This is a genomic window from Thiocapsa imhoffii (genome assembly GCF_016583985.1).
GTDB lineage: Bacteria > Pseudomonadota > Gammaproteobacteria > Chromatiales > Chromatiaceae > Thiocapsa > Thiocapsa imhoffii.
The window spans coordinates 23,219-43,482 of record NZ_NRSD01000029.1; the positions used below are offsets into that span (position 1 = coordinate 23,219).

Consider the following 20,264-nt stretch of genomic DNA (forward strand, 5'->3'; position numbering starts at 1 on the left):
CGCGCCTCGGGCCGGCCTCATCACCGTGACGCGAAATCGATTACACCCGCTCGCAGGATGTCCTCGAGTTCCACGCCCAGTCGGGGGCGGCTAAAGAAATAACCCTGTGCCTCACGGCAGCCATGTTCGAGCAAAAACCGACGCTGATCATCCGTTTCCACGCCCTCCGCAATCGCTTCCAGATTCAGGCTGTCGCTCAAGCCGATGATCGCCTTCACGATACTGCGTGCACTGGTCTCCTCGGGGCGCCCGCTGCCGATCGCCGCGAGGAATGAGCGGTCGATCTTGATCGTCTGCACCGGCAAGCGATTGAGATAGTTCAGCGACGCGTAACCGGTTCCGAAGTCGTCGATCGCAAGTTTAAAGCCCTTCTCACGCAGTTGCGACAGCACCTCGACGGCCTGGTCGATCGAACGCATCGCGGCACTTTCCGTGACCTCCAAGTCCAACTGTGCTGGGTCGATGCCACCTGCGGCGGCGATCGCGCAGATCCGCTGGACGAGACCCTCTTGATAGAGCTCATTCGCGGAGAGATTGATCGCGATCGGAACGACGGGGATGCCGGCACGTTCCCAAGCGGCAATTTGTGCACAGGCCAGCCTGAATACGATGGGGCCGATTAAGAGAATGAGCCCACTCGACTCGGCGATCGGAATGAACCGATCCGGCGCAATCATGCCCTGCTCGGGGTCGTGCCAGCGCACCAGTGCCTCGAGTCCAAGCACGCGCCCGGTCGCGATGTCCACGCGCGGTTGGTAGTGGAGCAGAAATTCATCACGATCGATTGCGCGACGCAGTGCCTGTTCGATCCGAAACTGTTCGTGCAGGCCCTTGTTCAGCACCGAGGCATAGAAGCGAAGCTGTCCGCGCCCCTCGGCCTTCGCGACATGCAGCGCCGCGTCGGCGTGACCAATGAGTTCATCGATGCCCTGCGCATCATCCGGATGGAGCGCGATGCCCAGGCTGCAGGTGACGATGACGCTCTGGTCGCCAAGGGTGATCGGCTCGCGCAGCGCCTCGGCGAACTCGGTGGCCAGGCGCGTTGCTTTCGGGACCAAGGGGGGCGTGCGCCCGGGCGCGAGGATCAGAAAATTGTCACCGCTGAAGCGAGCCAGCGTATCGCGCTCGCCAAGCAGGGATTGCCAACGCAAGGCCACGGATTTCAACAGCGCATCGCCCGCGCGATGGCCCAAGGAGTCGTTCACTGAGCGCAAATCGTCGAGATCGATCGAGAGCAGAATGATGCCGCGCTTGGTGCCCTGCGCGTCGTGCAGGGCCTCGTCGATCCGCTCGCGCATCAAGAGCCGATTCGCGAGACCGGTGAGCGGGTCATACTGCGACAGATAAGCCAGTCGCTGTGAGAGGTCCTTGCGATCACTGATGTCCTCGGCCAGCTTCACGTAACCGCTGATCGCGCCCTGGGAGTCATACAGCGGGGTGATCTGGGCATGCTCCCAATAGCGAGCGCCCGATTTCTTCTGATTCTCGAACTCGCCGGTCCAGGGGATACCCTGTCGGAGTTGGTCCCAGATCTCGGCGCTCTGCTCGCGGTTCGAGCCCTCGCGGGACAAGACCGACGCATTGCGTCCGATGATCTCGTTGCGAGCATAGCCGGTCGCCTCGGTGAAACGTTGATTGACATACTGAACCAGGCCGTCGACGTCGGTGATGAGCACGATGCTCGGGCTTTGCTCGACCACGAGCGCGAGGCGCTCGATCTCATCCTGCCGGCTCTTCTCGGCCGTGATGTCCAACAACCCCCCGTAGAGACGTCGCAACGAGGTTCCAGGGACGTCCTCGAGGCATTCCGTCGTGACCCGAACCCAACGTATCGAGCCGTCCCGATGACGCAGTCGCAGTTCGCAGGTTGCCGTCGTGTTCGGGGGCAGGCCGACGACCCGTGCTTGAAAGACCTTCGCATCCTCCGGAATGACCAGGTCTCCCCAACATCGCATGGCCATCATCTCCTCGAGGGAGTAACCGGTGAGCGTGGCGACGGAGGCCGTGATCCAGTCGAGTTGAAAACCCTGATTCGTATGATCCACACAGGAATAGGCGACATCCGTCATCACGGCCGTCACCTGACGATAGCGGTTCTCACTGGCGATGAGTTCACGTGCGGTCTCGATTCGTTGAAGGGTGGAGGACAGGACCTCACCGATGAGTTGCAGCATGTGGATTTCATCGTCGCTCCAGTGGTGGGGTCCCTGCTCGCTCATGATCGCGAGGACGCCACTGAGTCGATCGTGTCGCGTCAAGGGGACGCTCAGAAGCGAGCGGATCGCGTGCCGCGCGCAGGCGGTACGCTCGGCAGCCGCCTCCGGAGGCAGGGCCTGAACATCGGGAATCACGCTGGGCTGCCGGCTCTGCAGGAGCTGGGAACACCAGGGAAACTGGGCGAGTTCGAGCGTCGTCTTGTCCCGAGGCATGGGGTTGGCCCCGTCACGACACCAGGCATGTGTCAGGGCCAGTCTGGTCTCCTGGCCCTGGTAGAGATGACAGTGATCCGCGCCGAGACCAGCCCCGATCCGTTCGAGGAGCTGAATCATGGTCGCATCCAGGGTGTCTGCCGTGACCTCTGTCAAGCGTGATGACAGATCCGCGGCGAGCGCCTGCAGCTTGAGTTGGTTCGCGAGATGCGCCTGGACGCGTTCACGTTCGCTGACATCGGTGACGACACCGCGCAAGGAGACGATCCGCCCGGCCTCGTCCCGGCTCGCATGGGTCTCCTCATCGACCCAATGAACCGAGCCATCGGCCCAGATCAAACGATAGGTGCGCGTGTAGGTCTCGTCGCCCGCGTTGTTGAAGTGCTCAAAGTCCGCGACCAGCTCATTGCGATCCTCTGGGTGCACGATGTCGAGGTAGGTGACGTGGCCCGAGAGAACACGCTCGAGCGGATACCCCCAGCGCAGGATGTTCGCCGAGGCATAGGCGATGGGCCAGCCGGCTTCGGGTTTCCAGTGCAGGGCCACGGTCGAACTGCTGTCGATGACCTCCGCGGCCATGGCCAGGGCCTGCTCCAGCAGGCTCTTCTCGGTGACATCGATGTTCGAGCCACGGTGGCCTAATGGACGGCCGTTTTCACCGACGACGCGCGTGCACTGGTGCTCGATCCAACGCCATTCACCGGTGCGTGCCTGGATGCGAAAGCGCAGAGGGTGTTGGGAACTGGTCGTGGTTCCGCCGTGCAGGTGCGCCAGATAGTGTTCGCGATCGTCCGGATGGATGATGCGAACCAAGAGTTCGGGATCCTTGAGAAAAGCGGCCGCGGGGTAGCCGCTGATGCGGGCGCAGGCGGGCGACACATAGCGAAAGCGTCCATCCTCGCCCATCCAATAGGCCCAATCCGGTGCGAAATCGGCGACGATGTGGTACCGCTCTTCTTGCAGCCGCAGGCGCCGATTCGCCGTGACCAGGTCGTCGCGACGCACCACCTGTTCGGTTTGATCGACGAGCGTGCAGACGATCTCCGTAGCGACTTCATTGGCGGCTGGTAACCGGATCAATCGCAGGTCGGCGATCAGCGTGCTGTCCCCGAGGGCGCGGATCTTGACCTCTTTGCAATCGGCCGTGCCGCGACGATGGGCCTCGATTAGTGCATGCTCGAGCACCCGCTCCTGTCCCGCGGCCGCGAGGTGCGAGAAGAGCTGGCGATCGAGTGGGAGGAGACGATGCGCCGCCGTGTTCGCGTCCTTGACCCGCCCCTCCCGCGCGAGCAGGAGGACGGGGAGCGGCAGTTCATGATAGAGGCGCATGAAGCGCGCGAGCGCCCGCTCGTTGGCCTCGTGGCTCTCGCCGAGTGCCTCTTGCTGCAGATACAACTCGGCATGATAGATGTGGAGTTCTTCGAGCAGTGCCTCGAGATCGAGATCACCCTGAGCGATGTCCGCGAGCGCACCCTCGAAGACGTGGTCACGCAGGATCCTGCGCGCTTGTTCTCTCAGATCCGTCAGCTTCTCGGGATCGATCTGGTGTCTCGTCATGTCCTCACTGGATCCCGGGCGTGCTGTCTCAGCGCGAACCGACTGGCGGGTTGGGTTCAGCGGTGCGATTCTCGCGCGCGGCGGGCGAAGGCCCTTGCTTTCCCGGATAGCGTCATGGTTCGGAGTCTGGCGCTCGGCGCGGCACGCCCAGTGCACGCCTTCAGTCGCCCGTACGCAACGTCGATCCAGCGCCGCGATGAGCGGGGTAGATCGGACAGCGTTGAATGGCGTCCTGTTCGGAGTATATCGTTCTTTGCCTGATGCGCTGGAGCTTTTCGACGCCGCCGAGCGGGGCTCCGAACCGTCTGACCACCTGGTTCGGGGGTCAGTCTGCGTGGGTGCGATGGGGTCGCGAGGAGGGGCGTGAGGCGCGGCTGTCAGTCGGATCGGGTTAGACCCCTGTGCAGACGCTTGCAGAGTCGTGGGACCGCCGCGGCGGGAACGGCCCGACTGAACAAGTAACCCTGCGCGAGATCACAGCCCACATCGAGCAGGAACTGGCGCTGGGCGGGAGTCTCGACCCCTTCGGCGAGGACCTTGAAACCCAGGGTGGTGCAGAGTGTCGTGATGGCGGTGACGATCGCCACGCTTGCGGGATCACCTGGTAAACCGCTGATGAAACTCCGATCGATCTTGAGTCGATCGAACGGCAGCCCCTTGAGATAGGCAAGGGAGGAATAGCCTGTCCCGAAATCATCCATCGCCAGGCTGATGCCGAGATCCCGCAGCGCGCCGAGCAGTTGCGGGGCGCGATCACGCAGATCCATGACAAAGGTCTCGGTCAACTCCAGTTCGATCCGCTCGGCGGCAAGTCCGGTTTCGCGCAGGACGCGTGTGACTGTCGCGGCGAAATCACTGCGTTGGATTTGCACGCCGGAGACATTGATGGCGATCTGACCGACATCGAGCCGCGCGCGCTCCCATGCGCGGGCCTGGAGACAGGCACGTTGCAACACCCATTCGCCGAGGAGGATCATCAACCCCGCCTCCTCGGCGATCGGGAGAAAGGCATCGGGCATCAGCAACCCACGCTCAGGGTGCTGCCAGCGCAGCAAGGCCTCGAAGCCCACCAGCCGATCGAGCCGGAGGTCGACTTGTGGTTGATAGTAGAGCACCAGCTCATCACGATCGAGTGCGCGATGCAGTTCCGCGGTGAGACGAACCCGTTCATGGGCGCGTTCCGTCAGAGCCCGCGCATAATGCCGGTAGGTGTTGCCGCCGGACTCGCGGGCCTGATAGAGGGCGGCGTCGCTGTTTTGGAAGAGCTCCGCGGCCTCGGTCCCGTCCACGGGCGCGCAGGCGATCCCAATACTGGCCCCGATGAAGAGTTCGTGTCCGGCGAGGGTCAAGGCCGAATTGAGTGTTTCGAGGATGCGTTCCGCGGTGAGCGCGGCGTGGGTTTCGATGTCCTCGTTACTCTCGATCATGAGCGCGAATTCATCGCCGCTGAGCCGTGCGACGGTTTCCTCGGGGCGCGCCGGTCTGGTCAGTCGTGCCGCGATCTCGCGCAGGGCGAGATCGCCGACGGCATGGCCGAGGCTGTCGTTGATATGCCGAAAGCCATCGATGTCGACCAGGAGCATCCCGACCTCCGTCCCCGTGGTCTTGGCACGGAGTAAGGATTGCTCGAGACGGGTTCGAAACAGGAGTCGGTTGGGCAGTTCGGTCAGGGGGTCGAGATGCGCGAGACGTTCGAGTTGCGCCTCGGAACGCTTGATATCGGAGATATCGGAGAAGACGCCGATATAATGCGTCGTCAGTCCGATCTCGGATTTCACGGCATTGATATTGACCCACTGTGGATAGGTTTCGCCATCCTTGCGCCGATTCCAGATCTCACCGCGCCAATGCCCTCGCTCGTTGAGCGCTTGCCACATCTTTCGATAGAAGTCCGTATCGTGCCGTCCTGATTTCAGCAGACTTGGATTCTGGCCCAGAACATCCTCGGGTGGATACCCGTTGATCTCCGTGAAGGCGCGATTGACGGACAGGATCACCGGGGCGGTATCCGTGATCAGGATGCCCTCACTGGTGTTCTCGAACACCGCGGCCGTGAGGCGTAGACGCTCCTCGGCCTGCTTGCGTTCCGTGATGTCCTGCAGGGCGCCCTGGACGGAGATGATGCGACCGGCTTCATTGTGAACGGCTTGTGCCGTGGTGCGAATCCAGACACGCCGCTGTTTCGCCGTGATGATCTCCATCTCCTCGTCATATCCGACGCCATCATGTGCACAGGCCATGAAGAGACGGGTGATGCGTTCGCGCCACTCCGGGGCATAGTAGGCAATGGCCTGCTCAACGGTGAACCGCATCCCGGGCGGCTCTTCATGGATGCGGCAGACCTCATCGGACCAAATGACGTACTGTGAATCGAGTCGGACCTCCCAACCACCGATGCGGGCCAGGTCCGCGGCCATCTGGATCAAGCGTTCACGGTCTCGCAATTGGGTCTCGGCCAGCTTGCGTTCGGTGATGTCCTGGATGGTGCCGAGCAGCCGTTGACCATGGCCGTCTTCGTCTGGCTGCATGCGGGCGACGAGGCGGACCCATCCGAGTTCGCCGTTGGGGCGGATGATGCGATGGTCGAGATCGACGGCGCTACTGATCAGCGATCGCTCCTTGGCCGCCAGCATCATGGCGCGATCATCGGGATGGACGAGTTGCTCATAGACCCTCTCGCTCGGAACCACCTGGTGCCCGTCGACGCCGAGGATCTCGTAGACCATGGCGGACCAAAAGAGGGAGCCGCACTCCGGCAACCACTCCCAGTAGCCGAGCGCGGTGATCCGTTGCGCCTCCTCGAGTTGGGATTTGGTCTTCAGCAGAACGCGCTCGGAGGCCTTGCGCTCCGTGACATCGCGCAGATAGAGCACCGTCACCCAAGCACCCTCCATGTCCATCTCCACCGCGCGCACGTCCGCCGACACCACCTTGCCGCCAGGGCGCGTGATGGTGATTTCCGTGGGACCATCCGTGACCACGAAACCGAACGGGTATCCGATAAGCTCCTCGCTGGCGCGCGCAAACAAGTGGAGCGCCGCGGGATTCACATAGCGGATAAGGCCCTCTTGGTCGAGGGTCAGGATGGCGTCCGAGGCACGGGCGACGATCTGTTCGAAGTGGGGGCGGGTCGGCTCCATGAGGGGGATGCGATTAGGGCCGAAGATCGAGGCCGATCAGCACCTTGTCGTGCTCCGAGAGGTCGCCGACCACACGCCTGACGGGCGGTGGCAGCTTCTTGATCACCATGGGGGTGGCGAGGATTCGTTCGTCCTCGGCCAGTTGCGGTCGCTCGAGAATATCGATGACCTCGATCTCGAGCGTCCACCCGGTGGACTCGAGAGCAGCGGCGATCGCACGCAGATTCTCGATGGCGCGATCGGCCACGGCGGTCCGCCCGGCGATATAGAGTCTGAGCCGTTGTGTGTTCATGCACGCTCTCGCTTGATGGCAGCGCGCGCGCGCGTGATCCGGGCGAGTCGGCTTTCGATCTGGGCGATCTGGCGGTCGAGATCAGCGGCCTTCGCGTCCCGCTCGGCGCGGTTCAGTCGTTCGCTCGCGGCCGCGATCTCCTCGATTTCGCGGCGTAATTGCTGGGCGCGATCGAGATCGAGACGCAACTGTTCGAGTGTCTCCTCGTCCTCGGCGAGCCGGGCGATGCGCGCGGTTCCGTAGACGATACCACCTTCGCCCATGTAGGGATCGATGATCTGTAGCCCGCTTGGAGTGATCCGAAATTCCTTGACCTGGTCCGAGATCGGCAGGCCACGGGCCTTGATCACTGTGATGAGACGATTCATCTCGCCGTCGTTTTCGAGGCGACGCAGCTTGATCCAGACATCGATCATGGAGGAGACGTCGAGATGACTGACGCCGAGCGAGTCGTCGCTCAGCAACTCGGTGGCGAGTGTGGTAACGCCCTCCTCCTTGATGAGGTAGAGCAATCGCAGCAACATCTCTTTCGCCCCCGAGACGTCGCGGCGCTCGGACAGGCTGCTCACTGGGTCGAGGATGACGAGCGCGGGTTGCAGGACACGAATCGAGCGAATGATCCGCATCAGGTGCTCCTCGAGACCGAATTCGACCGCGCGCACCGGCTGCATCACGAGTGTTCCCGCACACCCGGTCGCGGAATCGGCGCTGTCGCTGTAGCGGGCGAGGTCGATCCCGATGCTGCCTTGATTGCGGATCAGTTCATCCATGCTCTCCTCGAAACTGATGTAGAGCACCAACTGTCCCGTGTCGCAGACCGCGCGGGCGATGCTGCTCGAAATGCTCGTTTTGCCGGTCCCCGCCTGACCTGAGATTAAGATGGTCGAGCCCGCGTAGGGCCCCCCGCCGCCGAGCATGGCATCGAGGCCGGGGATCCCCGTGGGCAGGCGCTGCGACGAGACCCGTGCCTGCAGGGTCGTGCCGGTGACCGGAATCAGGAAGATGCCTTGACTGTCGAGGAGGAAGGGATACTCGTTCGCGCCATGCCCACCGCCGCGCCGTTTCACGATGCGCAACACGCGCGTCATGATGCGGTCCTTGACGTCCTGTCGCAGGGCGATCACACAGTCGGCGATATAGTCCTCGAGGCCATAGCGGGCGCTGAACTCGGCCTGTTCTCCGGTCGTGAGGATGCAGGTCACGGCCCGCTCGCGGATCCAATCGAAGACGCGCGTCAGTTCCGCGCGGAGATTCGCGCTATCGGCGAACCCGCTTTCAAGCGCGTCGATGGCATCGAGCACGAGTCGGGGTGATTCAAGACGGTCGAGCGCATAGCCGATGCGGGCGAGGATCGCGGTTAATTCGATCGTCTCGCCAACCTGGACCTCATTGGGTTGGGGGCGCATGTCGAGGATGCGCAGACGCCCGGCCGCGAGGTCGGCGCGTGCGGGAAAGCCGAAGCCTTCGGCATGATCGAGCAGGGCCTCGGGTGATTCGTCGAAGGTCACGAACACCCCGGTCTCGCCCTGTGCGATGCCATGACAGAGGAAGCTCAGCGCGATCACCGTCTTGCCGGTCCCCGCGCTGCCCCGCAGCAGACTAGGCCGCCCCGCGGGCAACCCGCCGCGCAGGATGGCATCGAGCCCAGAGAGACCGGTGGGGGTTGGTGGTCTGGGCGAGCTCGGATGCGGACTAGCGCGGTCGGACGCGGGGTCCTGGTGGTTGGATGCGGGCATGGACGATGCGATCTCTGTTGCTAACGATCAGCGCGGATGGGCTGTTGTGACCAGTGCGCGAAAAACGCCCCGGCTGAGCAGGGCTTGCCAAAGAAATAGCCCTGGCCCTCATCGCAGCCCTCACGGTGCAGGATCTCGAATTGTGCCTGGGACTCGATCCCTTCGGCGATGACCACAAGACCAAGACTATGACCCAGCGCAATGGCGGTGCGGGTAATGGCGACGTCACGTGGGTCGTCGTCGAGCCGAGCGACGAACGAGCGATCGATCTTGAGCCGATCGACCCGCAGGCGCTTGAGGTGAGAGAGGGAGGAGTGCCCAGTCCCGAAGTCATCCAGGGCCAGGGTCACGCCGAGTTCGTGCAGCGCTTGCAGGGTGGTGATCGCCACATCGAGCCGGCGCATGATCATCGACTCGGTGATCTCCAACTCCAAGCGTGAGGCCTCCAACCCGGTGCGCCGCAAGACGTGTTGAACGCGCTCGACGAGATCGGCCTTTTCGATCTCGTTCATGGGAAGGTTCACGGCGAGTCGTGCGAGGCGGAAGCCGGCCTCATCCCAATGCATGAGCTGAGTGCAGGCGGTGTGGAGAACCCAGGTCGAGAGTTCGCCGATCAGACCGATCTCCTCCGCGATCGGGATGAACTGCTCGGGTGACACGGATCCGAACTCCGGATGCTCCCAGCGGCACAGCGCCTCGGCCCCGGTGAGTTGTCCATCTCGCAGTCCAACTTGAGGCTGAAAGTGCAAGTGCAGTTCATGACGCGCGACGGCCCCCCGCAAGGCATTCTCGAGACGCAGCCGTTCGACCGCCCCCACGGACATCTCGGGGGTGTAGAAACAATAGTGATTGCGGCCATGCTCCTTGGCGCGATACATGGCAATGTCGGCGTGCCGCAGCAGGGATTGCATCTCGGTGCCATCGTTGGGGTAGATACTGATTCCAATGCTTGCCGTGATATAGAGTTCACGGTTCTCGATGGTGAACGGCTGTTCCAAGGTCCCCAAGAGGCGGCGGGCAAGACGGGCGGCAAAACGTGGTTTGACCAGGTCATCCATGATCACGACGAACTCATCACCACCGAGTCGGGCGATGGTATCGGACGCGCGGATCTGCGCGGCCAGGGCACTTGAGACGACCTGGAGCAATTGATCGCCGACGAAATGCCCCAGGGTATCGTTGACGGACTTGAAGCGGTCCAAATCGATGAAGAGTAACCCGATCTGGGCGCCGAAACGGGCGGCGCGCTGCAGACAGAGTTCGAGCCGGGCATGAAAGAGACTCCGGTTCGCCAGATTCGTCAGCGGATCATGGTGTGCCAGATAGTCGAGTTGTGCCTCCGCCTCCTTGCGGTGCGAGATGTCCTGGACGGTGCCCTGGAGCTTGACCACCGTCTGACCCTCTCGAACCGGTTCACAGGTCGCCTGGACCCAGATCTCGCGTCCCTTCGCGGTGGTCATGCGCAGTTGCAGATCGAAGGGATCGCCAAGGGTTGTCGCCCGCTCGAGATGCTGGGCGAGCAACTGGCGATCGGAGGGATGGTAATAATCGAGTGCCTCTTCGAAGGGGACGGGCGCGGACTCCGGGAGGTCATGGATCTGGTAGGTGACCTCGGTCCAGCGCACCGCTTGGGTCGCGACCTCGAGTTCCCAGCCCCCAACCTTCGCGATCTGGCCGGTCGCATTCAGAAAACGCTCACTACGTTCTAGCGCCTCGGTGACGCGCCGCCGCTCGGTGATGTCGCGATTGACGCCGCGCCGGCCGAGAAAACGGCCCTTGTCGTCGACAACCCCGCGACACACGTGCTCGATCCAACGCATCTGTCCCCGCGCGTCGATCAGTGCCAGTTCGAGCCGTTGTTGATCATCGCACGGGTGCGCGGTGACCAGGTCGTAATGCGCCTGCCAGCGTGCCCGGTCCGCGGGATGGAGCAGGGTCTCGAAGAGTCTGGGATCCGCGAGGAAGGCCTCGGCCGGATAGCCTGTGAGCAGTTCGCAGGCCGGAGACACATAGCGAAATTGCCCGTCCGGGGTGAGCCAGTAGTCCCAATCGGGGCTGAACTCAGCGACGACCCGATAGGCCTCCTCACTGGCTCGTAAGCGCTCGGCGGTGCGCGCGAGCGCCTCGGCCTTGCGCACCGCCTCGGTGCGGTCGACCAGCACACAAACGAATCGTGGGGTCTCGTGTGCCAACGCATGCAGACGGGCGATGTGGAGATCGCCGATGAAGTCCTCGCCTGACGCCGTGTTGAAGGTGACTTCCGCTAATTCCAGTGCGTGGCCGCTGCCGAGGCGCGACCACGCATGGATGACACGACCGCGATCTGGGTTGCCGATCAGACGGGCGAAGAAATAGGCGTGTCCGACCCGATCACGCAGATCGAAACAGGCACGTGAGCGCTGATTGGCCTCGAGGATCAGCCCCTGTTGATCGATCACGATGGCCGGCAGCGGCAGGTCATTGAAGAAGGCGGCGAAGCGGATCAGGGCATCTTCACTGGTTTGCTGGCTGACCTGTAATTCCTCGTTCTGGATTTCCAACTCGGCCTGATAGATGCGCAGGTTCTCGACCAGTCCGGTCAGCCCCAGTGCCTCTTCATTGGCCTCGGACACCAGGTCGTCCGCGCGCTCGATCAGCCCGTTCACGAGGGCCTCGGTGGCGCGCGCGCGCAGTCTGGTGAGCGGGTCCTGCTCCCCCTGCTGATCCTCACCAGGTGGCGCCGGTGCCCTGAGGTCAGACTCCGGCACCTCGGATGCGGGCGCTGGGGTGGGCGGCTGATCGGTTGCTCCGGACGATCCCAAGGGCTGCGCGGGAGGACGCGGTGTGCGGTCGCTGGTCATGCGGTCGGTCCAGGCCTCGCTGCCGGTTCCGCATGACCGGTCGAAGCCGTCTCGGGGGCGGGGATGCGTCGCAGATCAAGCAGGACGGAAAACCCCGGTCCGGTGCTGTCGGGGAGTCGAGCGAGACCACGCACGCAGGGCAGGGTCGAGAGTCTGGTGATGAGCCTGGGCAACGGAAAGAGCGCGTCGATGGGGATGGTCTGGAGTGACACGGGTTCCTCGACCCGCACGCAGTGCAGGGTGTCGGGGCGATCAGTCTCCGGCGCGCTGGCGTGGCGCAGTTGCAGGGCGCGTTCGCGCGCGCGCGCGGACGGCATCGGTAATCCGATGAGTGGTGCCAAGGCCGGCACCCGCGGATCCGTGCTCTCGCCGATCCCCCGGATCTGGCGCGCATCCACGACGAAGCGCTGCGCGCCGAGCCTGAAGGCCACCATGTCGATCTCAGTGAGCGGAGCGGTTGCGGGGACCGAGGTCGAATCCGGATGCGGGACGTGGGTCTCAGTCATGCTCCGTCCATGCTGCCGACTAGGGCGCGAAAGATCTGTTCGAGTTCCAGCAGGATCACCACTTCACCCTGATGTTCGAAAACCCCGCTGGTGAAGTCGCGGAGCGGTTGGCGCAGGCTGTCGGGGGGGGGCTGGATCGCCTCCTCGGCGAGATCGAAGACATCGATGACGCGATCGACCCGTAGACCGCTGCGAACCGCATGCGCTTCACCGAGCAGAATGGCCCCACCTCGCTCCGGCGGGGCATGCGCGAGGCCAAGCAGGTCGCCTAATCGCAGCACCGAGGCGATGTCGCCACGCACATCGATGACCCCTTCGATCACCGGTGGGCAACCCGGGACGAAATGGGGCGTTGAGAACGGTAGGATCTCGAGCAGATTGCGGGCACGCAAGGCGAGCGACGTCTCGCCGATGACGAAGATCACGAGTTTGATCCGCGCGGTCTCGACGTCGATGATTTGACGCGCGGCCTGGCCACGTTGCGCGAGCAGCGCATCGAGTTCGTCCGCACGGACTCCTGGGGTGTCCGTGCCCCCTCGGAGGGTCGCCTGGCCGAGACCCCGCGGATCGTGGTGAAGATCATCACTCGCCATCGTGGCTCCGTTGGTCGGCGTCGGTGGTGGCCGCGTCAGTGGCTTGCCGGTGCGCGCTGAATGTGTCGTCCTCGGCACTCGCGCTCGGGTCGGCGAGTGCAATCTCGACGCGGTTGCGGCCGCTGTGCTTGGCCTGATAGAGGGCGCGATCCGCGGCCTCGGTCATGGCATCGGGCGTGGCGAAGGTGGGGAAGTCCGACACGCCGGAGCTGAAGGTGCAACGAAACTCCTGCCCGTCGGCATAGAAGGTGACCGCGGCGAAGCTGTTGCGCAGATCATCAATGATGTCTTTGGCCTGCGCGAGCGTGACCCCGTTGAGAACGACGGCGAACTCCTCGCCCCCGTAGCGTCCGACCATGTCGTCCTCGCGCAGGCGCAGGCGCAGGGTGCGGCTCAAGGCCATCAGAACCTGATCACCGGTGGGGTGACCATAGGTGTCATTGACGGCCTTGAAGTGGTCGACGTCGATCATCGCGAAGCAGAGCATCGCGTCCGCGCGGCGCGCATTGGCCACCGCGATTTCGAGGAACTGCATGATGGCGTTGTGATTGAAGAGCCCGGTCAGGCCATCGCGTACCATCAGAGAGTGGAGGATGCGCATCCGCTCGGCGCGCAAGTTGACCTCGGCGACCAGTTGCGCGGGCTCGATTGGCTTGGTCAGAAAGCCATCCGCCCCGGCGGCCATCGCTTGGTGTTGGCGTTCGACGTTCGTCTCCGAGGAGACGTAGATGATCGGCAGGCTGACATGGCCGGGGATCTGGCGCAGGATCTGCGACAATTCGGGTCCGGAACATTCCGGCATATACATATCCATCAGCACCAGGTCCGCATCGAAATGATCGAGCAGTTCGAGGACCTGTTCGGGGTCGCTGACCGCCTTGGCGACCATGCCTGCCTCTTCCAGGACGGTCGCGTGGAATTGGGCGAGTTCCTGGTCATCATCCACGACGAGCACGTTGATCGGCTCGGGTGGGTTGGGGTTGGTGAGACGGTCGAGGAACTCGAGCATCTCGACCGTCTTGATGGGCTTGGTGCAATAGGCGCTGCCACCCGCGCGCACGGCTTGGAGGCGGCCCTGGAAGTCATCACGGCAGGAAATGAAGATGCAGGGGAGATCCTCCTCGCCGCGGCCCGTCAGCTCGCTCAGCATCTTCGGCCCGCCATTGCTGTCCTCGGGGAAGACGATATCGAGGATGAGGGCCGCGGGCGTCTCTTGCGTGACCGCCTCGGCGAGTTCGGTGAGGGTCGTGAAGGCCTGCACCCGATAGCCGAAGCAACCGAGTTGGCCCGCTAACTGCGCCGCGAGCGCCGGATCATCGTCACACAAATAGATGAGCCGCTGGCTCCGATCGCTGCCGCGTTCGGGATGCGGCTCGCGCGGCGCAAGTTCGAAGGCTGGCGGTGGGTCTGGAGCGGCCTGCCCCTCGGCGGTGCGCTGCAGATGCTCAAGGTCGTCGAGGATGCCGGTGAGGGTATTGCGCAAGGTTCCAGCGGTCGTGGTCTCCTCATCCTCAAGCACCTGACGCACGGCGTGCTCGGCGTCCTGGGCCCGGTCGGCGATGGGTTGGAAACCGAAGGTGGCACCCGAGCCCTTCAGGGTATGGAACAGGACACGCAGGGCCTCGAGCTCCGTGCGATCCGGCTCCAGCCCGCGCCAGTCCGCGACCACCCGACGCGCATCGGCAAGTCGCCCTGGCAACTGCGACAGAAAGAGTTGACGCAACTTCGCCTTGCGCGCCTGGAAGGATTCTGGCGGCTTGGCGGCGCTCTCCTGGATGGGTTTCGATGAGGGATTTGACATAGAGCGCGACTCAACAACAGCGAAGCGTCTCGGTGGACTCAGAGGTGTTCGACCAGGGACGGTAAACGATGCTCAAGCGACGCATCCTTCATCAAGCAGGCCTCGAGGCGTGGCTCCTGCTGGTGCAAGGGCGCCGGATCGTCCCCGGTCAAGAGCACGAAGGGGGTTGCGATCCCCTGGTCACGGAGCTCCCGGAATAACTCAAGACCACTCAAGAGTGGCATGTTCATGTCCGAGATGATGACCTCGAAACCATCGGAGTCGTCGCCGAGGAGTTCCAGTGCGGCAAGCCCACTCTCGACGAGGGTACAGTCATGGCCATCCGATTCCAGGATGACGGATGCCATCTCACCCGCGAAGGGGTCATCATCGACGATCAAGATCTTCATGACAAGGGAGTCTCCAGTTTTAGGCCTGTTTAGCCGAGCAGGTTGCGCAAGGTGTCGACCAGGTTCGTTTGGTCGAAATCGCCCTTGACGATGTAGGCATCGGCGCCAACCTGGATGCCTCGTTGTTTGTCTTCCTGGGTTTGCCGCGAGGTCACGATAATGATCGGCGTCGCGTGATATTTCTCATGATCGCGCAGCTTGGCCGTCAAGGAGAAGCCATCGAGACCGGGCATTTCGACGTCGGTGAGGATGGCATCGAAACGACCACCGACGGCCTTCTGCCAACCGTCGAGACCATCCTCGGCCAGGGTGACACGGTAGCCCGATGCTTCCAGGACCTCCTTTTCGATCTCGCGCGTATTCAGTGAGTCGTCGACCACCAGGATATGGTGCTCGCCCTGGTGCGTGGCCCGTGAGTGATCCTGAACCGCGGCCTTGATCGCCTCGCCGCGCAGACGCCGTGCCGCATCGAGCAACGCGGGGGCCTGGAGCAGGCTGACGAGTGAATTGGTCCCGGTCACGACCATGCCACCGACCACGCCACCGAAGGCGCCCTGTCCCCGCAGGTGGGCCGGCAGGGGTTTCAGCACCATGTCGCGCTCGTCGACCAATTGATCCACCACCAGCCCGAGTTTGGACTGACGCACCCCGATGATCACGACCAAGAGCGTCTCATCCTGATGGCTGGACGGCTTCACCGTGGCCAGGCTGGTGGATGAGGGTGGGAGATCCAGCAGCTCGGCCAAGGGAATGAGCGGGACGAGCTCATTGCGCAGGACCACCGCCGGGCGACCGGCCACTTGAATGGTCCCGGAGCGCGGGGTGCGGATCAGTTCAGCGACATGTGGGGCGGTGAGACCGAAGGTATAGCCCGCGGCTTCGAGCAGCAGGATGCGCATCACCGCCAGCGAGAGCGGGAGTTTGAGGGTGATGCTTGTGCCCGCCCCGGCGCGGCTGCTGATAACGACCGAACCTTGGAGATCATCGGTGACGGTGCGTTTGACGACATCCATCCCGACCCCGCGACCGGAGACCTCGGTGAGGATGGCGCTGGTACTGAAGCCGGGCTGGAAGATCAAGTCCGCGACCTGCTCGTCGGTGACTTGATGGATGGCCCCAGGTTCGATCAGCCCTTTCTGGATCGCCTTCTCAAGGATCCGTTCGCGCTCGAGACCACGACCGTCGTCCGTGACCGAGATCAGCACGGCACCGCCCTCTTGGCGTGCCGCCAGATGGATGCGTCCGATGGGGGGTTTGCCCGCGCCCCGGCGCGCCTCGGCCGACTCAATGCCATGATCAATGGCATTGCGCATCATGTGGACGAGAACCTCACCCAAATGATCGATGATCTGCCGGTCGAGTTCGATTTCGCTGCCGCTCACCTCACATTGCACCTCTTTGCCGAGGGTGCGTCCGAGTTCGCGCGCGACCCGTGCCAGTGGGTCCAAGACCGTGCTCAACGGCAGCATCCGCAGCCCGAGCGCATGGTCGTTCAATTCGCCGATGAGCCGTTCTTGAGTCAGTGTGAGGTCACGCAGATCGAGTGTGAACTGGTGCAGGGCGCGGGACAAGGCGTGCGGATCCGCGGCCGCATTGGCGCCCATCTTGACCGCGAATGCCGCGGCGGCGGCATCGAGCGCGCGTGCTTGGTCGAGGGTATGACGGAGGCGGGCTTGGTTCGAGACCAATTCACCCATCAGCTTGATGACCTGGTCGAGCTTGTCCATCCGCACGCGGACACTCTCGGGAGCGCGAATGGCCGGGTCGTGTTGCGTGTCCGGCGGGGAGGGGCGCTCGGCACGGGTCCGGTCGGGCGCCACCGCGGGAGCTGGGGCGGTCGCCGCCGTCGGAACGGTCGCTGCCGCGGCCGGTTCGGATGCCGGCGCGGGGTCGCCATCCGGGTCGTCGAGCTGGCCCGCGGCGGCCCGCGTCAGGCGAGCGCATAAGGCCTGGTTGGGTGGATCCGTGTCACCGCCGGATGTGGACACCTGCTCGACCAGGGCGCTGATGGCATCGACGGCACGCATCAGCAGGACGCTCAACTCCGGGTTGGGCTGAATCTTGCCCTCGCGCAAGGCACCGAGAACGTCCTCGAGATGATGGGCGGTTTCGGCGATGCTGGCCAATTTCAGCATGCGCGCCGAGCCCTTGATGGTATGGGCGGAGCGAAACAGGGCATCGATGCCCTGACGCCCACCATCCGGGGCGGTTGCGAGCGCGCCGAGGCCGTCCTCAAGGCGGGCGAGATGCTCACGGGCCTCATCGACGAAGCGGTTGATGAATTTGCTGAGATCGAGCGCCATGGTGATGGATCTAGGCCGCGCTGTCCGCCAGTTGGGCGAGACGTGTTTCGCACAAGAAGCGCAGATCCTTCACTGACATCAGCGAGGGGAGCGCTGCGACGCTCTGCAGGGCGCGGGTCTCATCCTCCAGCTGTCGCAAGACGATGCGGTATTCGCGTCTTGCGAGCTGTGGCTCTCCGCTCTCTCGATAGGTCTCCGCGAGTTGGTAGTGGGCACGCCAACAATCGGGTCGGTCATAGACCACCCGACGCAGGGTGCGAATCGCCGCCGCGGCGTGACCCCGCAAGCGCTCACAGCGGCCGCGCAGCAGCAGTGCGTCCGCGCACCAGGGATCTTTGCTCAGCGCCTGCTCGGCAGCGGCCTCGGCGCCTTGCGTGTCACCTTGTTCGAGCAGCAGATGCGCTTTCAGGGCGAGATGTTCGGCACGGACGTCCGCGCTCTTGATGAGCGGCGCGAGTGCGTTCAAGGCGTCCTGGAATCGTTCCGCGCGTGCCGCGGCCAGCGCCCGCGCATAGTGGTCCTGGTCCGGTTGAGAGGACGACCGCGGCGGGTGCGCGGCGGGTGCGCGGTTCGTCGAGGCAGCCGCCTGATCCGCGCGCGTGTCGCCGCGAACCGGCGCTTTGGTACGAGGTCGGGGCGGGGCAGGGTCGAGCGCGGTCTTGATGGCGCGCGCAGGGGTGGGAGGAGGCTTACCAACGGGCGGCGGCTGGGGATGCGATCGTGCGCGCGACGTGTCCCACTTGTGGTGTGCCCCCGCCGCCTCCTGCCGTCCCTCTCCAGTGGTCGCGCGGCTGAACAGGAAGACACCGTCGATGGCATGCAGACGCAGAATGCCGAAATCATTCGCCAGCGTCTCGGAGGTGCCGACGATGAGGGCGCCATGCGGGTTGAGCAGGTCGCGCAGCCGTGTCAGCACGATTTTTCGGGTGTCACTATCGAAATAGATGGAGACATTGCGGAAGAAAATAATGTCCTGCGCCGCCACCGACTGCGGATAGGGGGTGGCGAACAGATTGAGGGAACGGAATGCAACCTGTTGGCGAATGCGTTGGTCGAGGCGACGGTGGGTCGGATCGATCGCGGTGAACCAGCGCTCACGCAGCTCCGCCGGTAAGGCGCGGAACGCGAAGGGGCCATAGATGGCCGCGCGGGCACGCTCCAGCACCTCCTCGTCGACATCGGCGGCCTGGATCTGAAACAGTCGCTCAGCCTGGTCGCCAAAGCGTTCGCGCAAGGCGATGGCGATCGAGTAGGGCTCTTCGCCGGTGGAGCAGCCAAGGGAAAGGATGCGAATCCGCTGTCCAGGCTCTTGACGCTTCAAGATGGACGGGATCAGGTGTTCCGTCAGTAGCTGTAAATGTTGGGGCTCGCGATAGAAATAGGTCTCGTTGACCGTCAGCAGACTGGTCAAGCGTTGCAGTTCGCGCGGGTCCTCGGCCGCGAGCGCGAGATAGTGCGCGGTTGAGGCGGTCGCGGTCGCGGCGATGCGACCCGCGAGCAGCGCTTGCAAGCGCGCATGGGCATCCTCCCCGAAATGCAAACCAAGTTGCTCTTTCACGAATTGTTTGAAGGCGTCTAGGTTCATCAGGCGGGCGAGATCAGGCGGTGACGTCGAGGTGGAGACGGACAAGGGTTCGGAGTGCGTCAGCGATCAGGTCAAGCGGCAACACCCGCTGGGCGCCACCGAGTTGAATGGCTTCTCGATTCATGCCGAAGATCACGGAACTCGCCTCGTCCTGGGCCAGGGTTGCGCCGCCCGCCTGGGCAATGTCGAGCAGTCCGCGGGCACCGTCGCGGCCCATGCCGGTGAGGACGACACCGATGGCATCGCGCGTGCATGTGGCGGCGACACTGCCCAAGAGCCGATCGCAACTGGGTCGATAGATATCGTTCTTGGACCTGGGTTCCAGATGAATGCGGCGTCCCGGCTTGAGCGTCATGTTGGTTGTGGAATCGGCCACATAGACTCGCCCAGGTTGGATCAGTTCACCCTCGACGCCGAGCTGGATCGGGAGGGCGCTGAGTTCGCTCAACCACTCGGTCATGGCCTGGGCGAAGCCATCGGAGATGTGTTGGGCGATCAGGACCGGTGCCGGAAAATCCGCGGGAAGTTCAGGGAGCAGTCGCGCGAGGGCTTGGGGGCCACCGGTCGAGGAGGCAATGGCGACGACTGGCGCACGCGGACGCGGCACAGCACCGTGCGGCTCATGGTGCGCGGGGATCTCGAAAGGGATTGGCGGCTGGGCGGGAACCGGGGTGGTGACGAGCGTGCCGCTGCGACGAATGTGACGGATAACGGGGACGCCGGCGAGGATGCGCAAGCGCGTGGTCAAACCACTGCCTTCGTCGTAGGTCGGCTTGCGCGCTGCCTCCAGCGCGCCGCGTGCCACCGCCGATATGGCGTTGTGGGCATCGGCGACATCGGAGAGCACCAGAATGGGCACCGCGTAGCGGGCCATGATCTCCTCAATGGCCTGCATCCCATCCATCACGGGCATTTGGATGTCCATGGTGACCACATCGGGCCGCAGCGCGAGGACTTGCTCGATCGCCTCGCGTCCGTTCGCCGCTTCGCCACAGACCACCAGTTCTGGCGCGGACTCGATGAGGGCCCTGATCAGTGCACGGGCCGAACGGCTATCATCGACCACCAACACCCGTATGGGGGGCTTCATGGG

The 20,264-nt window shown here is 63.8% G+C and carries 12 protein-coding genes; all 12 read right to left on the reverse strand.

Annotated elements, in window-relative coordinates; translation table 11 throughout:
- Positions 1–20 precede the first annotated feature (20 nt).
- The 12 genes from CKO25_RS18615 to cheB all read right to left on the reverse strand — a co-directional run bounded on the left by CKO25_RS18615 (position 21) and on the right by cheB (position 20,261).
- Positions 21–3,986: an EAL domain-containing protein gene (locus tag CKO25_RS18615; RefSeq protein WP_200389452.1), complete on the reverse strand. Its 3,966-nt coding sequence runs from the start codon at positions 3,984–3,986 to the stop codon at positions 21–23.
- Between the two features lie 377 nt (positions 3,987–4,363).
- Entirely contained in the window at positions 4,364–7,126 is a 2,763-nt protein-coding gene (locus tag CKO25_RS18620) for a bifunctional diguanylate cyclase/phosphodiesterase (RefSeq protein ID WP_200389453.1), read from the reverse strand.
- 13 nt (positions 7,127–7,139) lie between these two features.
- Entirely contained in the window at positions 7,140–7,418 is a 279-nt protein-coding gene (locus CKO25_RS18625) for a circadian clock KaiB family protein (RefSeq protein WP_200389454.1), read from the reverse strand.
- Positions 7,415–9,154, reverse strand: a complete 1,740-nt coding sequence (gene kaiC, locus CKO25_RS18630; RefSeq protein ID WP_200389455.1) for a circadian clock protein KaiC — start codon at positions 9,152–9,154, stop codon at positions 7,415–7,417. Before kaiC ends, CKO25_RS18625 begins: the two co-directional genes overlap by 4 nt.
- Before the next feature lie 20 nt (positions 9,155–9,174).
- Positions 9,175–11,994 (reverse strand): sensor domain-containing protein, encoded by a 2,820-nt coding sequence (locus CKO25_RS18635; RefSeq protein WP_200389456.1) that lies wholly within the window; start codon positions 11,992–11,994, stop codon positions 9,175–9,177.
- Positions 11,991–12,500 carry a hypothetical protein gene (locus CKO25_RS18640; protein WP_200389457.1) on the reverse strand — a complete coding sequence of 170 codons (510 nt, stop codon included), beginning with the start codon at positions 12,498–12,500 and terminating at the stop codon, positions 11,991–11,993. The genes CKO25_RS18635 and CKO25_RS18640 overlap by 4 nt, the downstream gene beginning before the upstream one ends.
- Positions 12,497–13,093: a chemotaxis protein CheW gene (locus tag CKO25_RS18645; protein WP_200389458.1), complete on the reverse strand. Its 597-nt coding sequence runs from the start codon at positions 13,091–13,093 to the stop codon at positions 12,497–12,499. The genes CKO25_RS18640 and CKO25_RS18645 overlap by 4 nt, the downstream gene beginning before the upstream one ends.
- Positions 13,083–14,894 carry a diguanylate cyclase gene (locus CKO25_RS18650; RefSeq protein WP_200389459.1) on the reverse strand — a complete coding sequence of 604 codons (1,812 nt, stop codon included), beginning with the start codon at positions 14,892–14,894 and terminating at the stop codon, positions 13,083–13,085. Before CKO25_RS18650 ends, CKO25_RS18645 begins: the two co-directional genes overlap by 11 nt.
- Before the next feature lie 38 nt (positions 14,895–14,932).
- On the reverse strand, positions 14,933–15,283 hold the full coding sequence (locus CKO25_RS18655; RefSeq protein ID WP_200389460.1) for a response regulator: 351 nt from the start codon (positions 15,281–15,283) through the stop codon (positions 14,933–14,935).
- A 29-nt stretch (positions 15,284–15,312) separates the two neighbouring features.
- Complete coding sequence (locus tag CKO25_RS18660) at positions 15,313–17,586, reverse strand: hybrid sensor histidine kinase/response regulator (protein WP_200389461.1); 2,274 nt, start codon at positions 17,584–17,586, stop codon at positions 15,313–15,315.
- Between the two features lie 10 nt (positions 17,587–17,596).
- A complete protein-coding gene (locus CKO25_RS18665; RefSeq protein WP_200389462.1) occupies positions 17,597–19,171 on the reverse strand; it encodes a CheR family methyltransferase in 1,575 nt (524 codons plus the stop codon).
- Between the two features lie 13 nt (positions 19,172–19,184).
- Positions 19,185–20,261 (reverse strand): chemotaxis-specific protein-glutamate methyltransferase CheB, encoded by a 1,077-nt coding sequence (gene cheB, locus CKO25_RS18670; RefSeq protein ID WP_200389463.1) that lies wholly within the window; start codon positions 20,259–20,261, stop codon positions 19,185–19,187.
- Positions 20,262–20,264 lie beyond the last annotated feature (3 nt).

Excerpts from the sequence above, each read along its gene's own strand:
- CKO25_RS18665 (WP_200389462.1), bottom strand. The coding sequence starts at position 19,171 with ATGAACCTAGACGCCTTCAAACAATTCGTGAAAGAGCAACTTGGTTTG.
- kaiC (WP_200389455.1), bottom strand. The coding sequence starts at position 9,154 with ATGCCCGCATCCAACCACCAGGACCCCGCGTCCGACCGCGCTAGTCCG.
- CKO25_RS18645 (WP_200389458.1), bottom strand. The coding sequence starts at position 13,093 with ATGGCGAGTGATGATCTTCACCACGATCCGCGGGGTCTCGGCCAGGCG.
- cheB (WP_200389463.1), bottom strand. The coding sequence starts at position 20,261 with ATGAAGCCCCCCATACGGGTGTTGGTGGTCGATGATAGCCGTTCGGCC.
- CKO25_RS18635 (WP_200389456.1), bottom strand. The coding sequence starts at position 11,994 with ATGACCAGCGACCGCACACCGCGTCCTCCCGCGCAGCCCTTGGGATCG.
- CKO25_RS18625 (WP_200389454.1), bottom strand. The coding sequence starts at position 7,418 with ATGAACACACAACGGCTCAGACTCTATATCGCCGGGCGGACCGCCGTG.
- CKO25_RS18660 (WP_200389461.1), bottom strand. The coding sequence starts at position 17,586 with ATGGCGCTCGATCTCAGCAAATTCATCAACCGCTTCGTCGATGAGGCC.
- CKO25_RS18650 (WP_200389459.1), bottom strand. The coding sequence starts at position 14,894 with ATGTCAAATCCCTCATCGAAACCCATCCAGGAGAGCGCCGCCAAGCCG.
- CKO25_RS18615 (WP_200389452.1), bottom strand. The coding sequence starts at position 3,986 with ATGACGAGACACCAGATCGATCCCGAGAAGCTGACGGATCTGAGAGAA.
- CKO25_RS18640 (WP_200389457.1), bottom strand. The coding sequence starts at position 12,500 with ATGACTGAGACCCACGTCCCGCATCCGGATTCGACCTCGGTCCCCGCA.
- CKO25_RS18655 (WP_200389460.1), bottom strand. The coding sequence starts at position 15,283 with ATGAAGATCTTGATCGTCGATGATGACCCCTTCGCGGGTGAGATGGCA.
- CKO25_RS18620 (WP_200389453.1), bottom strand. The coding sequence starts at position 7,126 with ATGGAGCCGACCCGCCCCCACTTCGAACAGATCGTCGCCCGTGCCTCG.